This is a genomic window from Rickettsia endosymbiont of Urophora cardui, from assembly GCF_964030725.1.
Lineage (GTDB): Bacteria > Pseudomonadota > Alphaproteobacteria > Rickettsiales > Rickettsiaceae > Rickettsia.
The window spans coordinates 1038566-1054221 of sequence record NZ_CAXIPY010000006.1 but is presented as its reverse complement, the minus strand read 5'-3'; the positions used below and the strand labels follow the sequence as shown (position 1 = coordinate 1054221).

Below are 15656 nucleotides of genomic sequence, written 5' to 3'. Positions count from 1 at the left end.
TTCTGTTACCTATATTTTTAATTACTTCTAATATAGGCTCAACAAAAATTTACACAATCATTGCAAAAGACTCGTATATGTTGACTAACGAATATTAGAATTACCCTCAACGAACATTAAAATTACCTATAAAAAAGAAGTAACTATGGACAGTAAAATCGAATAAAAATTTATTTTTAAATATTTAAATATTATTCGAGAATTACTGATGACATGTACAAATAACCAAGTAGGTATTTTAATGCAAAAGATCAAAAAATATAATCAGATAATTTCTGCTGCAAAAGCAGGTATGAGTGTAAAAACGGCACGTAAGTATTTACGTATTAATCTCTCAGGGTTTAATTCCCCGAAGCTCTGCTTCGTGATATCATAAGAAACAACTAAAACTTTTTTAGATACCTCGTAGCTCTGCTGCGAGGAGCATCATTTTATCTACTAAACTTTCTTCAGGAGAGTAATATTTATTAATAATATTACGAGATTTTTTTAATGCTATGCTTAATGGAGAAATTATCATCTCATTTTCTTTAAGAATAAATACTACTTTATCACCTTCTTTTAAATGTAATTGTTTTCTATATGAAGCCGGTATAGAAATTTTACCACCCTTGGCTATTTTTGCACTATTTACCATATGTATATCATCTATTCATAAAATTATATATTATACCAAAAACAATAATAGTACTAACTAGTTTTCACTTAAAGCCCACTCCATCTTTTAATCAGATTAGTTTCGATATCGAAAAGGTCTAAAACTCTAGCGATAGAGTGGTTTACTATATCATCTATCTCTTTAGGTTTGCTATAAAAAGCCGGAATTGGTGGTGCTATAATTCCGCCATAATTTGCTACTTTCAGCATATTTTCAATATGTCCTATATGCAGAGGTGTTTCGCGAGTCATTAAAACGAGCTTTCTTTTATCTTTTAATACTACTCCTGCTGCTCTAGTAATTAAATTATCTTCCATTGCATGAGCAACGCTAGCTAAAGTCCTCATACTGCATGGTGCTATTATCATGCCAGAAGTTTTAAACGAACCACTTGCAATAGCAGCTCCTATATCTTTATTGCTATAGTGATGATTTGCAAGAGCTTTTACCTTTTCTATAGAATATTCAGTTTCAGCTTTTATAGTAAGAGCGGCTCCATCTGAAATAACTAAATGAGTTTCTATATTTTGTTCTTTTAATACTTCAAGCAAACGAATCCCATATATTGCTCCTGAAGCTCCAGAAATTGCTATGATAATTTTTTTCATCGATGTTTTTATACTGAAGTTTTGACCAAAATTCTAATTTTTCTGACTAAAGTAAAAATTTATATTTAAAGTTAAATATTTAGTGCTTTTATCAGCTTAAAAGCGATATTTCTACAATTTAAAGTAAATTATTTGATATATAATACAAATTATAGATTGATACACTCGCCACTTTTTTTAATCTCTCAGGGTTTAATTCCCCGAAGCTCTGCTTCGTGATATCATAAGAAACAACTAAAACTTTTTTAGATACCTCGTAGCTCTGCTGCGAGGAGCATCATTAAAAATTTTTTGTCAAAACTTCAGTTTTATAATTTATTAGTTTAGTATATAATAAAAAAAATTATATAAAACAAATTATATATGCAAATAGCGAAGATATTATTATCAGCAGTAAAATTATTTCCTCTAGATTACTTAATCCCTGAAGATTTATCATTAAATATAGGTGATCTTGTTGTAGTGCCTTTTAGAAATAAGGAATTAACCGGCATAGTATGGGAATTTGCTAATGTTCCTGAGGTAAAAAAGTTAAAAACTATAAAAGAAAAAGTACCGTTAAATTTAACTATAACTTCAGAAGTTTTAGACTTAATTAAATGGATGAGTAATTACTACATGGCTGAGCTTGGTAGCATAGCTAAATTAGTATTACCAGTAGATATAGCCGAAAAGCCAATTAAAGTTAAAGAACAGAAAATAAATAATAATTTTACGTTGCCTGATTTATCAGAAGAGCAAAAACAGGCGTTACAAATGTTAAATGATAGTAATAAACCAATTCTTATTAAAGGTGTTACTGGTTCAGGTAAAACAGAAGTTTATTTTCATCTAATAGCAGAATATTTAGCGAAAGGTAAGCAAGCACTTGTGATGCTTCCAGAAATAGCACTAAGCACGCAAATTATTAATCGTTTTAAGGAGCGTTGTGGGTTTGATCCTATAATATGGAATTCGAGTGTTACAACAGCTCAAAAGAAAATGATTTTAAGAGGTATATTAGAGGATAAAGTTAAGATAGTAATTGGGGCTAGGAGTAGCTTGTTTTTGCCTTTTAAAAACCTTGGGTTAATAGTTATTGATGAAGAGCATGACGATTCTTATAAGCAAGATGATGGTGTGTTATATAATGCAAGAGATACTGCTATAGTTAGAAGTACGTTTGATAAAGCACAAATAGTTTTATGTTCGGCAACGCCTTCTATTGAGACAATGTATAATGCCAATATAGGAAAATATAGTTTAATTAACTTAAGTAGTAGATATAAAAACGCTGTTTTACCGAATATTGAAATGATTGACATGACAAAGGAAGAGCTACCTAAAAATTGTTATTTGTCTAATATTCTAATAAAAGCCATCAAGAATAATCTAGAAAATAAAGAGCAAACGCTTTTATTCCTTAATAGAAGAGGCTATGCCCCTTTAATGCTATGTAAATCTTGCGGTCATAGATTTACTTGTAAATATTGCTCTAGTTGGATGGTAGTGCATAAAAACTCCAAAAAGCTTGAATGTCATCATTGTGGTTATCAAAGTAAGATTTTTAACTCTTGCCCTGAATGCTTAGAAGATGAATCTCTAGCTATTTGCGGTCCTGGAATAGAAAGGATAGAGGAAGAGGCAAAAACACTTTTTCCAAATAGTAAAATTGCTGTGATAAGTAAGGATCATGTTAAAAATCCAGAAAAGATAGCTCAGCTTCTACATCAAATGGAAAATCTAGAAATTGATATATTAATAGGAACGCAAATGATAACAAAAGGTTATCATTTTCCAAATCTTACTTTAGTTGGAGTAGTTGACGCTGACCTTGGGAGTAATCATGCTGATCTTAGATCAAGTGAGAGGGCTTTTCAGTTGCTTCATCAAGTAGGGGGTAGAGCAGGGCGTGGAAATTCTAAAGGTATGGTATATTTACAAAGTTATTATCCTGATAATATTATTTTTAGCTATATTAAAGATGAGCGGGAAGATAACTTTTTTGTCAATGAGTTAGAAGTGCGGAAAGCTGCCGATATGCCGCCATTCTCAAAAATGGCATCAGTAATTTTATCCGGCATAAATGAGCATAAAATTTTAGAAATTGCTAAGAACATGGTACGAATTGCTCCAGAAGCACAGGTGAAAATTTTAGGACCAGCAAGCTCGTTAATGTCAAAACTTGCTGGTAAATATCGCTTTCGAATACTTATTATTGCTGATAAAAAATTTAATCTGCAAAAATATTTAAAATTTTGGTTAGAGCTGATTAAAATCCCCTCTTTTTGTCATATAAAAATAGATATCGACCCAAAAAGTTTTTACTAACCTCTTTGTTTAGTTGTAGAAGTCAAGATTTGATCTTACAGACACTATAAATTTCGCACCTGATGGTCAGTTAAATTTTGACTGTCAGATACATATTCAAGATACAAGATTTCATTATTCTTTTCAATAGCTAATTTCTTACTACTGAAGTTTTGACAAAATCCTTTCCATAAGGAGAAATGTATTCCAATTTTTTTATACTTTTTTAGTAATAACAAAATTTATTTATTCTATTTGGGTACATAATGTATCAAAAACTGTAGCAATTTTGTCTAATATTGCTGGTTTATACTCACTAATATTATTGGGTAATGCTAGCTTTTTAATGATGCTCCTCGCAGCAGAGCTACGAGGTATCTATCCAAAAAGCTTTAACTGTTTTTGTTGAAATGCTTTATAGTCTATCCGCCAAAAACACTTCAAATCCTGATCATTTGTAATGGGATAGAGTTTTGACAACAAATTGCTAAGATTTTCAATAAAAATTAATAAGTTATGTTAATTTTTACTGATACATTTCTGTGTTGGTCTAATTTTGATATGGAGCTATTGTTAACGATTTTTTATCGTTCATCTAGTTTTTGCATGATGATATTTTTGATTTATGTGGAGTTAGACACGATTTGTAAATGATTTGCAATGCATCGTAAATTCAAACCAATAGCAGAGATTATTGGATTGATAATATCTCCTATCATACCTTTCAAGAAGTTTCTACCCATCCGACCATATTGCTTTAAGTGACCTATTATTGGTTCTATGGCACTGCGTCTCTTGATCATAGACTTGTCCTCTTGTAACAACTTCTTCCGCGTTTTTGGGGTATATACCTTACTCTTCTCCTTTACATTGCTACCACTATACCCAAGATCAACAAATGATTTCTTTATCTTGATTCCAGTGACACTCTCTACTGCTTCAAAGCTCTGATGCAATGTATGACCATCATAAGGATTATTATGAAACGATTTTGCGGATAAAACAAAATTTCTACGACCACTTACTACTACCGCTACTTTATTGCCAAACTCATATGGCTTGTTGCGTTTTCCCTTTCCTATACACTCTACTTCAGGGGCATGAAAACTATATAATACTTTGTTATCTTCTTTATATTGCTTTTTAGCTTCTCTTTTTAAAACAGATTGGTTATGTATTTGTTTTATTTTTTGCAATACTTCTTGATTTTTGAGAGACAAGTTTAATTGCTTATTTTTGATCTCACGCTCACATACTCTAATCAAACGACCCAGTAATATTTTTAAATGCTTCATTATTTTCCAACGCTTCTTGGCTTTACTATGTTCTTTATATTTCCATAGCTTTACTATATCGCGTTTATAGGTTCTAGCGTATGTTTCATTCAAATGTATACCCAAACTGTTGCAAAGCTTTACTATGCTAAGCCTAGCTTTATCCATTAAATAAACATCGTGTGGGTGTTTGATATTCTTAATTTGTACAGTCGTATCAGCGATGATTAATTCCAAATCTTTTTTTTTAATTGTGTTAGTTTTTATCCCAACCCTGATCAACTCCGATAATATCTCATTATATCCAGCTTCACCTAATACACTACGAAACCGTCGTATACTAGTTTCCGAGATAGCTATGTCTTTTTCTATATATTCCCACCCGCAGAAATACTGCCAATACATATTCTCTTTTAGCTCTTCCTCTGATAATGAATCTGAAAAATTATACATTGCTTGTAGCATCGTTATGCCAAGCATCACTCTATGACATTTTCTATTTCTACCAAATTTCTTAATACAAACATTTTTTGATAACCACTCTTCGAGCCTAGACCAATTTATTAATTCTCTTAATTTATATAGCTTATTATTTGGGTTTAATTCTTCTTTTAATTTATAACCAAACAGTTTCCCTTGTTCTTGCGATTTGATAATGTTGTCTATTGGCATTGACTGAAATCCATAAGGTTTATGACCATATTTTATCATTTTCTTACGGATTGTTGTATTACTTCTTGTCTTAAAACCATATTATCTATAAGGCTTGTAGAGTTTTGGCGGACGGACTTTATAAGAAGGTTTGCCTGAACCTTGATTCTGTACATAATTACGTAATTTCTGCTCATCACCATGTTTACCTACTGTGCTCATAAAATATCCTTTACTCCAAAACTCACTTCCCCATAATTTTTCTTTAAGATTTGGATATTTCTCAAACATTTTCTTAGAAGTAATACTTTTTATGATTTGAGTTATTTTGGTTGGGCTATACATTGGTATTGACTGTAATAAAAAATGTACGTGATCTTTATCTACTCCTATTTCTAAAAATCTAATTTCATAACGATCTTCTATGTGCTCACAAATTTTACACAAATAATCATCTGGTTCTTGATTGAATATTACTCTTCTATACTTTGCCGGCGTTACTAAATGATATATTAGTACTGTGACATTATGACTCTTATGTACATAACTGCTTTCTTCCATTCAAGTAGTATATCACGAAGCAGAGCTTCGGGGAATTAAACCCTGAGAGATTAAATGAGGTTTTGGTAATTTGATTACTTCCATCAAAACTTGATTTTATTGTAATTTCCAACTTACCATGTTTATTACTTTTGCGTATTACTGGTGCAAATGGTTTGACCTGATGATTATTTCTAATATTTCTATGATCTGGTATCCCTCTGGATATAGACTTTTCTAATATTTCTTCAAGGGAAATTTGTGGCATATAGCTAACACGGAAATGTTTTTACCACAGATTAGGAAAAACTTAGGCATTGATCAATAATTTTACGTAAACAGTTTTTAAAGTTAGTCCAGCAATGTTTAATAGGATTTAGATCTGGTGAATATGTGAGTAAATACAAAAACTATGGTAAAAACCTTTCCGCGTTAGCTATAGATCTATAAACTTCACTTGGAGACAACATATTGCTATTGATTTTTTTATCCCATGCCCTTACTTTCCTTGCCTTAACTGAAGATTGTGCATGATACAATATGTTGTACGCTAGCATTACGAATAACATATAATCCTCATCTTTATTTGGATCATTTGTTTGAAATTTATCCATCAATAATTTTGACTTCCCAAATTTAACCGCATAGCGAAAATCTAGGGAGCTTGCTCCCTAGATGGATAGCGTTATAATATAAGCGTTGGCATATTATAATTTAGTAGAATGGAATTGAGGCGTAATAGTCATCATGTTTTTAGAATAATGTATCACTTTGTGTGGATACCAAAATATCGTCATAAAGTGTTTATTGAACCTTATAGAGAAAGCTTAAGGTTAATAATAAAGAAGATTGGTTACGATTATAATATAGAAATAGTGGAGTTAGAGATACCTACTGATCATATTCATATGGTAGTAAAATCTAAGCCAAAAGTTTCTCCGTCGTATATTATGCAAATAATAAAAAGCATATCTGCAAGAAATTTTTTCAAGCTTTATCCACAAATAAAACGTAAATATTTTTGGGGTGGTAAACTTTGGACGCAAAGTTTTTTTGTAGAAACTGTAGGTAACGTTAATGATGAGGTAATTCGTGAATATGTACGAATGATGAACGAACATTAGAATTACCCATGACGAATATTAAAATTACCCATTTTTGAGTAAAAAATATTGTCTAAAGTGTTACATTATTATCCTCCGATTTTATAGTTAATTTTTTGCCTTTAGCTGTAGCGATTCTATAACTTTCAGTATTGAGTTCAAGAATTGAAGAATGGTGAACCAATCTGTCAATAACTGCTGACGTAGTCATTTCATCTTTAAAAATAGTATTCCATTTTGCAAAAACTAAATTGCTAGTAATTAATCTCTCAGGGTTTAATTCCCCGAAGCTCTGCTGCGTGATATCATAAGAAACAACTAAAACTTTTTTAGATACCTCGTAGCTCTGCTGCGAGGAGCATCATTAAAAATTGTTTGTCAAAACTTCAGTAATGTTACTAACTTCTTTGAAATAATTTTAATATTATAGGTTTGAGTTAGTTTTAGATAAGCTTTTTGGGAAAGTTCTTTTGCTTTTTGTGGGTTGTCTATTAGATACGCAATTTTTTCGGCTAAATCTTCTGGGGAGTCGGCTTTGCAAATTAGCCCGTCTTGCATATGTTTTAAGATTTCGCTAGGACCTTCGGTATTTGTACTAACTATAGGTAGGCTATGCTCCATTGCCTCAAGTAATATGATCCCAAACGGTTCATGTAGTGATGGGAGGCAAAAAATATCAATTTGCTCAAAGAATTTATCTTTGTCATTAACCCATCCTGTAAATGATATTTTATTTTGTAAATTAAGCTTATTTACTAAAGCAGTTATGTTGTCTTGTTTCTCTCCATTACCACCTATAACTGCTTGAATTTCATAGTTTTTGTTCTGTAAAATTTTAATGCTATTGATAAAAACATCAACACCTTTTTTAGCTACGAACCTTGCTAATACGCCAATTACCACCGGTTTTTTATATGATTTATTAGGGGTAAATTCTTTGGTTATATTTATCATATTTGGCAGGATAAATATTTTAGATTCAGAAAAGTTATTTTTCAATAAATGCTCTTTCATATGATACGTTAGGGCAATAACAAAATCGCATTTAAGTAGTCCCTTTAGGCTATAGTTATGAGCAATTCCAATTAATCTAATGTTAGATGTTTTAGCAAGTTTACTAAAATTTATTGCTCTATTGCCATGAGCTATAATAATATCAGGCTTGGTTTTATAAATTATATATTTAAGAATAAGAACTGAAATTAAATCAATAGGTAATAAATTAGGGAGCTTAAAATTGCTAGGTATAAACGAATTTATTTTTGCCTTGTAGGAGGTAACATTTATTACCTCAATATTTTGTATTTTTAAAGCATTGCTGTAATCTAAAAATGCTTGCTGTATGCCACCAAGATCACGGCTTAGCATAATATTTATTATCTTCATTTCGGTAAATTCCAGTATTAATTAAGCCAGATTTATATTTTCTTCCCATACCTCATTGGGTGTTTTATAACCGAGCACTTTTCTTGGTAAATTATTTAAAAAATCCTCAATTTCTTGTAATTGCTTTATTGTTAATTTTTTTATATCTAAAGATTTAGAGTATACTCTGTGCACCATTGAGTTAATCTTCTCTATCAATGGTTTTTGCCATGGAGAATAAGGATTGCAAAAATATACTTTTCGTTCAGATTTTGGCAATAGTTGTTCATGATTGGTAAATTCTTTGCCATTATCTAACGTTATGCTTTTGATTATATGCGACAATTGTTTAAGTTTTTTATTCATGTTACCAATCACATCTTGTGTTCTTTTTGAACGGTTTAAAGTGAGAAACACTTTTTGTGTTCTGATATCCACAAGAGCGCCTATATTACGACTTTGATTACCTTTGTTAAAAGTTAAATCACCTTCTAAATGACCTATTGCTGCTATCTTTCTATTTATCTCTGGTCTTTCAGTAATGGAAACTCGATTTGGTATTGTAATTCTTTTGTTTCTGATTCTTGTACCATGATGCAACCTATTTTTCCTTTTTCTTGCTAAAGATAAATATAATTTTTGCCTTTGTGCTATAGGAGATGTATAAATAAACTGGTATATACTCTCTGTAGAAATATTGACAGTATCTCGTGATAGTTTACGTCTACCTGAAATTATATCTGGTGAAATACCCTGTGTTAACTGCTTTATTATTTCTGCTCGTAAATTATTATCAATATCTAATTTTCTTTTTCTCTTACCTTGCCTTAAACTGCAAGCAAGTGTGTTAGCCCTATCTGGTCTATAATTATGCCTCATTCTCTTGAGTTCATAACATATAGTGCTTTTATCACGGCCAATCTTTGTCCCTATATATCGCGAGCTATAACCACTCTTATTCATTTCGTATATTTTAAATCTTTCATCTATCGTTAAATGAGCCATGATATATCTATATTTAAATGATGCTCCTCGCAGCAGAGCTACGAGGTATCTAAAAAAGTTTTAGTTGTTTCTTATGATATCACGAAGCAGAGCTTCGGGGAATTAAACCCTGAGAGATTAAAAATTGATTATATCTGGCTTAATTAATTATAGAACTTTCCTTTCTTTTTTGTTAAGTTTGTTATTGATAAAATATGATATACTTATTTATTTACTAAATTCCAAGAAATTTGCTATAATACAATCTTAAATATTAGAATTACATTATGAGTAGTAAGATTAACTGTGTAAAAATGCATGGGCTTGGTAATGATTTCGTTATTATTAACAAGCAAGATTTAACGGGTACATACGATTTATCACAACTGGCAAAAAGTATGGCAGAACGTCATTTAGGTATTGGATGCGATCAATTTATTATTTACGAAGAACAAAATAATTCTTACGAAATGATTATCTATAATATTGATGGTTCTAGTGCTAAATTATGCGGTAATGCTACAAGATGTTTAGCAAAATTGATCTATCTTGATACAGGCAAAAAAGATATTACTGTAATGGTGGGTAATAAAAAATTGCTGTGTCATGTTATAGATGAAAATAATATTAGCGTTAATATAGGTGGTGTTAGTTTTAATGAATCTTGGATGCCGAGTCGTGATAAAATTTGGGAGTTTGCTGAGCGTTATATGATTGATTTGAAAGAAACAATTTGTGTTGATGTTGGTAATCCGCATTTAGTTATTTTTAGTAAGCTAGAGCTACAAGATCAAAAAATTGTCGGTGAGAAATTACAGGATAAAGATTTGTTTATAGACGGTGTTAACGTTAATTTTGCTGAGGTTCAAGATAATAAAATTTACTTGTCGGTTTGGGAGCGTGGAGCAGGACTAACTCTTGCTTGTGGTAGTGGTGCTTGCGGTAGCTTTGCGGCTGGTTTAAAACTCGGCTTTATTCATTCACCATGTGAAGTTGTTTTTAAACATGGTAGCCTTATTATGAAAGAGGAAAATGATAATATAATAATGCAAGGACCGGCTACGATGGTAGCTCAAGGGGTATATTATTGTGAGTAATCTGAAGCAAGAAATAGTAACATTTGGTTGCCGCCTTAATATTTATGAAAGTGAGATAATAAGAAAAAACCTTGCAGCTTCAGGGCTTGATAATGTTGCAGTATTTAATACTTGTGCAGTAACTAAATCTGCTGAAAAACAAGCACGAGGGGCTATTCGTGCCGCTAAAAAAAATAATCCTGATTTAAAAATTATTGTCACCGGTTGTAGTGCTCAAACTAACCCTAAAATGTATGGCAATATGCCTGAAGTTGATAAGGTTATAGGTAATGAAGAGAAGCTGCTGCCAAGTCACTACCAAATTAATGATGAAAAAATAGTCGTTAACGATATAATGTCGGTGAAAGAGACCGCAAGCCATCTAATTAGTAGTTTTGATGGCAAATCGCGGGCTTTTATTCAGGTGCAAAATGGTTGTGATCATAATTGTACTTTTTGCATAATTCCCTATGGTAGAGGTAGAAACAGGTCAATAGCGATCGGAGCTATAGCCGAACAAGTGAAGCATTTAGTATTAAACGGCTTTAAGGAAGTGGTTTTTACTGGCGTTGATGTTACAGCTTATGGTGGTGATTTGCCTGGAAGCCCGACCTTTGCACAGATGATTAAGCGTGTTTTGAATCTAGTGCCTGAGCTGAAAAGGCTTCGGCTATCTTCGGTAGATGTAGCCGAAATAGATGATGAGCTTTTTGAGCTTTTAGCCTATAATGAAAAAAGGATAATGCCCCATTTTCATATTAGTTTACAAGCAGGTGACGATATGATATTAAAGCGGATGAAAAGACGGCATAATAGGGCTGAAATAATCGAGTTTTGTAATAAGCTGCGAGCTATTAGACCTGAAGTATCGTTTGGAGCTGATATTATAGCAGGTTTTCCAACGGAAACCCCTGAAATGTTTGAAAATACGAGGAAGTTAATTGCAGAAGCGGAGCTGCAATATTTACATGTTTTTCCGTATTCGGAGCGTGAGGGAACACCGGCGACTCGTATGCCGCAAGTACCGAAAGCTATCAGAAAAGAAAGAGCTGAAATTCTAAGACAAGAAGGGCAGATACAATTAGCTGAGTTTTTCAAGAAGCATATAGGGCAGAAAGTAGAATTGTTGGTAGAGAATAATAACATCGCCCACACTGAGAATTTCATACCGGTAAAGCTAGACGAACCACTAGCAATAGGGCAGATATTTAAAGCAAAGTTGGTGGGGATGGAAGAGGGGTGTATGAAATGTGTGTTAGTTTAATCAATGGTGTCGTCCCGTGGCTTGACCACGGGATCCAGTAAAAAAATACAGGTATAAAAAGCTCGATATATCTCGCTTTATGCTGGATCTAGTTCCCAAGCCACGGGAGGCATTGTTGCGTGGATCATTTTCCCCTGTCATCCCGTGATTTATTCACGGGATCCAGTTAAAAATACTAATAAAATTAGTATTTTTTATTATTTTCTGGATACCGTGGTCAAGCCACGGTATGACACCGAGGGCGTTTTTCGGTCCACGCAACAATGCCGCCACGGGATGACAGTATTAACATAAGACAAAAAGAATCATGAATAATACAGAAACAATATTAAGGCTAGCGGAAGAGAAAATTTTGTTAGTTCAAAGTCTAAAAGTTTTACAAGAATATAAAGTAGAGTTTTTAGGTAAAAACGGCATAGTTACTAATGAGCTTAAAAAGTTAAGTTCTTTAAGTGAGCAGGATCGCAAAGAATTTGGCTTAAAAATCAACAAGTTAAAAGAAGAAATACAGAATATAATAAAAGCCAAAGAAGAAATTCTGGAAGAAGAGGAATTAAACCTTAAGCTCTCTAGCGATAAAATTGATTTAACTATTCCAGCAAGAAGATATAAGCAAGGTTCAATTCACCCAATCACTCAGTGCATGGAAGAATTAATCCAAGTATTTGCTAAATTTGGTTTCTCGATAGAAGATGGTCCAAGCATTGAAAATGATTTCCATAACTTTACTGCTCTTAATTTTGAAGATGACCATCCTGCAAGGCAAATGCATGATACTTTTTATTTAAAAGGTCAAGAAAACGATAAGCCTATGCTGCTTCGTACTCATACCTCCACAGTGCAAATTAGAGCAATGAAAAATGGCAAACCGCCTTTTAGGTTTATAGCACCAGGTAGGACTTATAGATCAGACTCGGATATGACCCATACGCCAATGTTTCATCAAATAGAAGGGCTTGTTATCGATCAAGATATCAATATGGGACATTTAAAATATGTCATCACAGAGTTTATAGGATGCTTTTTTGAAAATTCGAATATTGAACTACGTTTTAGACCAAGCTTTTTCCCGTTTACTGAACCTTCAGCCGAAGTTGATATCCGGATGAGCAAAACCGATAAATGGCTTGAAGTTTTAGGATGCGGAATGGTCCACCCAAACGTACTTAAAAATGTTGGCATTGATAATAGCCAGTACCAAGGCTTTGCTTTTGGACTTGGGGTAGAGCGTTTTGCGATGCTGAAATATAATATTAAGGATTTAAGACAATTTTTTGAAGGTGATATGCGTTGGCTGAAACATTATAGCTTCTCAGGCTTTGATATACCGCATTTAGCAGGAGGGCTTACAAAATGAAATTTACCTTATCATGGTTGAAGAAATTTTTAGAGACATCAGCTTCGGTTACTGAAATTGCCGAAAGCCTAACCGCTATTGGGCTTGAAGTAGAAGACATAATTGACAAAGCGGCAGATCTACAAAAGTTTGAAGTAGCCTATATAGTAAGTACTAAACCCCACCCGTCAGCCGATAAATTAAAGATTTGTGATGTTCAAACCAAGAACGGCAATTTGCAAATAGTTTGTGGTGCTAGCAATGCAAGAGTTGGTATTAAAGTAGTGCTGGCTAATATTGGTGTTGAAATTCCCAATGGCAAGTTTAAGATTAAGGAATCTAACATTAGAGGGGAAAAAAGTGGCGGTATGCTTTGTTCTGAAGAGGAATTATTGCTAGCTTCTGAGTCTGAAGGGATTATGGAGTTACCTGAAGATGCTATTGTTGGAGAGCCTTTTACAAAATATTACGGCTTAGACGATCCGGTATTTATTATTAACGTTACCCCTAATCGTGGCGATGCTTTAGGGGTTTATGGCATTGCAAAAGATTTATCGGCAAAAGGAATCGGAACGCTTAAAGAGTTAGAAATTCCGGAAGTGAAAAGTACATTTAGCTCTAAAATAAAGCTTAATATAAAAGATAAAGAAGCTTGCCCGTTATTTACGTTCAGAGAAATACGAAATTTAAAGAATAAACCAAGCCCTGATTGGCTTCAGAAATTGCTTAAAAATATCGGTGTAAAACCTATATCAAGCATAGTTGACGTGACAAATTATATGTCCTATAGCTTCGGTCAACCAATGCATGCTTATGATGCGGGTAAGTTAAGAGGGGGGGTGGTGATAGAATGTGCGATGTCATTCCCGCGTAGGCGGGAATCCATTATTCCTAACAATGAAAAAATTACAGAAGAAAATCATAATAAGGTTATTCTGGATTCCCGCCTACGCGGGAATGACATTGGGGAGGGAAGTGGATTCCACGCCCTGAACGATAAAAAATATCTACTTAATGAAAGCGATCTAGTTGTAAAAGATGAAAGGGGCGTGCAAGCTTTAGCTGGTATTATTGGTGGACTTAGTAGTAGCTGCGATAGTAAAACGACGAATATCTTACTAGAAGCTGCTTGTTTTAATGCTAAGATGGTTGCAGCGAGCGGTAGGCGGCTACAAATTGATACTGACTCTAGATATCGCTTTGAGCGTAATATTGATAGCAACTTTACTGAAAAAGCTTTAAATATAGCAACTGATCTTATTTTATCAATATGTGATGGTGGTGAAGTATCAGAAATAGTAATATCTGGTGCAAAAGAACCAGCGAAGAAAACATTGGATTTTCCAGCAGATTATCTACAAAAAATTACTGGAATTAAATTAAATATCAGAGTGATAGAGGCTATTTTAAATAAACTTGGATTTGCTACCGATATCGAAAAAGGTGTAATAAAAACGACTCCTCCATCATGGCGTCATGATATAAATATTTTAGAGGATGTTGTAGAAGAAATAACTCGTATTTATAGTTATGATAAGATAGAGAGCATAAAACTACCGGAATTAGAACAAGATAATAACCGTTTAAGAGAACATAAAAGAATCTCAAGCTTTAAAAGGATACTTGCAAGCAAAGGTTATCACGAGGTAGTTACCAACTCATTTATGAATAGCAAGGATGCTAAGTTATTTACCGAGCTAAAAGATGAGCTATTTTTGCTCAATCCTATAAGTGTTGACGATGATTATATGCGTCCTACTATCGTGCCGAATTTACTTGCTATAATTCAAAAAAACCTTGCACGTTCTATAAAAGATATGGCTTTTTTTGAAGTCGGTCCAAATTTTATAGGGTTAAATACGGAAGCAACCTATTTAACGGCAATTTTAACTGGTTCATATAATAGTAAAAATCCTCACTCGATAGGGCGTAGCTATGATATTTTTGACCTTAAAAGTGATCTAGAAACTGTTTGTGATTATGCCGGTTTATCTATAGAGAAGTGTATTGTATCAAATCAGGCTACACCTTTATATTATCATCCTACTAGATCGGTAAATTTAGCCTTGGGGAAAATTTTATTAGGTCACTTTGGGCAGATACATCCTAAAATATTAAAGCATTATGATATTCAAGAGGAAGTATTTGCGTTTGAGCTAAATATAACAAATTTACCTACGCCTAAAGCTAAATTTGGCAAGAAAGATGAATATATAATATCTGATTATCAAGCTAATTTTAGAGATTACGCATTTATTATAGCTCATGATCAACCAGTTGGTGAAATAATATCATACATAAATAATTTTAACAAAAAGCTTGTCAAATCAGTGATATTATTTGATATTTATAGCGGTGATAAATTACCTTCAGGTAAAAAGTCTATTGCAATTAGAGTAGGGCTTCAAGCTGATGATCGCACTTTAAATGAAGATGATTTAAATTCATTCAGCAAAGATTTAATTGCTAATATTGAGCAGAAATTTCAAGGAACATTAAGAGAATAAC

Annotated in this window: 15 protein-coding genes; 7 read left to right on the top strand and 8 right to left on the bottom strand. The window is 32.8% G+C overall.

Annotated elements, in window-relative coordinates; genetic code table 11:
* Positions 1-208 precede the first annotated feature (208 nt).
* The gene (locus tag AAHI98_RS13650; RefSeq protein WP_342226104.1) at positions 209-376 is read left to right on the top strand and encodes a hypothetical protein; all 168 of its coding nucleotides are present in this window, start codon (positions 209-211) and stop codon (positions 374-376) included.
* An 18-nt stretch (positions 377-394) separates the two neighbouring features.
* Here AAHI98_RS13650 and AAHI98_RS18285 read toward each other — a convergent pair whose 3' ends face one another.
* Together AAHI98_RS18285 and AAHI98_RS13640 are read right to left on the bottom strand one after the other, a co-directional pair.
* On the bottom strand, positions 395-637 hold the full coding sequence (locus tag AAHI98_RS18285; protein WP_410526239.1) for an AbrB/MazE/SpoVT family DNA-binding domain-containing protein: 243 nt from the start codon (positions 635-637) through the stop codon (positions 395-397).
* A gap of 68 nt (positions 638-705) precedes the next feature.
* Positions 706-1266, bottom strand: coding sequence for a UbiX family flavin prenyltransferase (locus tag AAHI98_RS13640; protein WP_011477588.1), 561 nt, complete (start codon positions 1264-1266; stop codon positions 706-708).
* A gap of 363 nt (positions 1267-1629) precedes the next feature.
* Here AAHI98_RS13640 and AAHI98_RS13635 point away from each other — a divergent pair, with 363 nt between their 5' ends.
* Positions 1630-3576 carry a primosomal protein N' gene (locus tag AAHI98_RS13635; protein WP_342226103.1) on the top strand — a complete coding sequence of 649 codons (1947 nt, stop codon included), beginning with the start codon at positions 1630-1632 and terminating at the stop codon, positions 3574-3576.
* A 602-nt stretch (positions 3577-4178) separates the two neighbouring features.
* On the opposite strand, the gene AAHI98_RS13630 is transcribed toward AAHI98_RS13635, so the two are convergent.
* The 3 genes from AAHI98_RS13630 to AAHI98_RS13620 all read right to left on the bottom strand — a co-directional run bounded on the left by AAHI98_RS13630 (position 4179) and on the right by AAHI98_RS13620 (position 6634).
* Complete coding sequence (locus AAHI98_RS13630) at positions 4179-5540, bottom strand: IS5 family transposase (RefSeq protein WP_342224717.1); 1362 nt, start codon at positions 5538-5540, stop codon at positions 4179-4181.
* Between the two features lie 42 nt (positions 5541-5582).
* Positions 5583-6041 (bottom strand): IS200/IS605 family transposase, encoded by a 459-nt coding sequence (gene tnpA / locus AAHI98_RS13625; RefSeq protein WP_342226102.1) that lies wholly within the window; start codon positions 6039-6041, stop codon positions 5583-5585.
* A 389-nt stretch (positions 6042-6430) separates the two neighbouring features.
* Positions 6431-6634: a hypothetical protein gene (locus tag AAHI98_RS13620; protein WP_342226101.1), complete on the bottom strand. Its 204-nt coding sequence runs from the start codon at positions 6632-6634 to the stop codon at positions 6431-6433.
* Positions 6635-6742: 108 nt separating this feature from the next.
* Here AAHI98_RS13620 and tnpA (AAHI98_RS13615) point away from each other — a divergent pair, with 108 nt between their 5' ends.
* A complete protein-coding gene (gene tnpA, locus AAHI98_RS13615; protein ID WP_342226100.1) occupies positions 6743-7144 on the top strand; it encodes an IS200/IS605 family transposase in 402 nt (133 codons plus the stop codon).
* A gap of 52 nt (positions 7145-7196) precedes the next feature.
* Here the strand turns inward: tnpA (AAHI98_RS13615) and AAHI98_RS13610 are convergent, their stop codons facing one another.
* From AAHI98_RS13610 to AAHI98_RS13600, 3 genes are all read right to left on the bottom strand, one after another.
* Positions 7197-7385, bottom strand: a complete 189-nt coding sequence (locus AAHI98_RS13610; RefSeq protein WP_342226225.1) for an ATP-binding protein — start codon at positions 7383-7385, stop codon at positions 7197-7199.
* A gap of 116 nt (positions 7386-7501) precedes the next feature.
* Positions 7502-8509 carry a glycosyltransferase family 4 protein gene (locus AAHI98_RS13605; RefSeq protein ID WP_342226099.1) on the bottom strand — a complete coding sequence of 336 codons (1008 nt, stop codon included), beginning with the start codon at positions 8507-8509 and terminating at the stop codon, positions 7502-7504.
* Positions 8510-8530: 21 nt separating this feature from the next.
* The gene (locus tag AAHI98_RS13600) at positions 8531-9493 is read right to left on the bottom strand and encodes an IS30 family transposase (protein WP_342224646.1); all 963 of its coding nucleotides are present in this window, start codon (positions 9491-9493) and stop codon (positions 8531-8533) included.
* Positions 9494-9759: 266 nt separating this feature from the next.
* Between AAHI98_RS13600 and dapF the strand changes: the two genes are divergently transcribed.
* The 4 genes from dapF (at position 9760) to pheT (ending at position 15655) form a co-directional block, all read left to right on the top strand.
* A complete protein-coding gene (dapF, locus tag AAHI98_RS13595; protein ID WP_342226098.1) occupies positions 9760-10569 on the top strand; it encodes a diaminopimelate epimerase in 810 nt (269 codons plus the stop codon).
* Positions 10559-11812 (top strand): tRNA (N(6)-L-threonylcarbamoyladenosine(37)-C(2))-methylthiotransferase MtaB, encoded by a 1254-nt coding sequence (gene mtaB / locus AAHI98_RS13590; protein WP_342226224.1) that lies wholly within the window; start codon positions 10559-10561, stop codon positions 11810-11812. The genes dapF and mtaB overlap by 11 nt, the downstream gene beginning before the upstream one ends.
* A 307-nt stretch (positions 11813-12119) precedes the next feature.
* Entirely contained in the window at positions 12120-13169 is a 1050-nt protein-coding gene (gene pheS / locus AAHI98_RS13580) for a phenylalanine--tRNA ligase subunit alpha (RefSeq protein ID WP_342226097.1), read from the top strand.
* Positions 13166-15655 carry a phenylalanine--tRNA ligase subunit beta gene (gene pheT, locus AAHI98_RS13575; RefSeq protein ID WP_342226096.1) on the top strand — a complete coding sequence of 830 codons (2490 nt, stop codon included), beginning with the start codon at positions 13166-13168 and terminating at the stop codon, positions 15653-15655. The genes pheS and pheT overlap by 4 nt, the downstream gene beginning before the upstream one ends.
* The last annotated feature ends 1 nt before the right edge of the window (position 15656 follow it).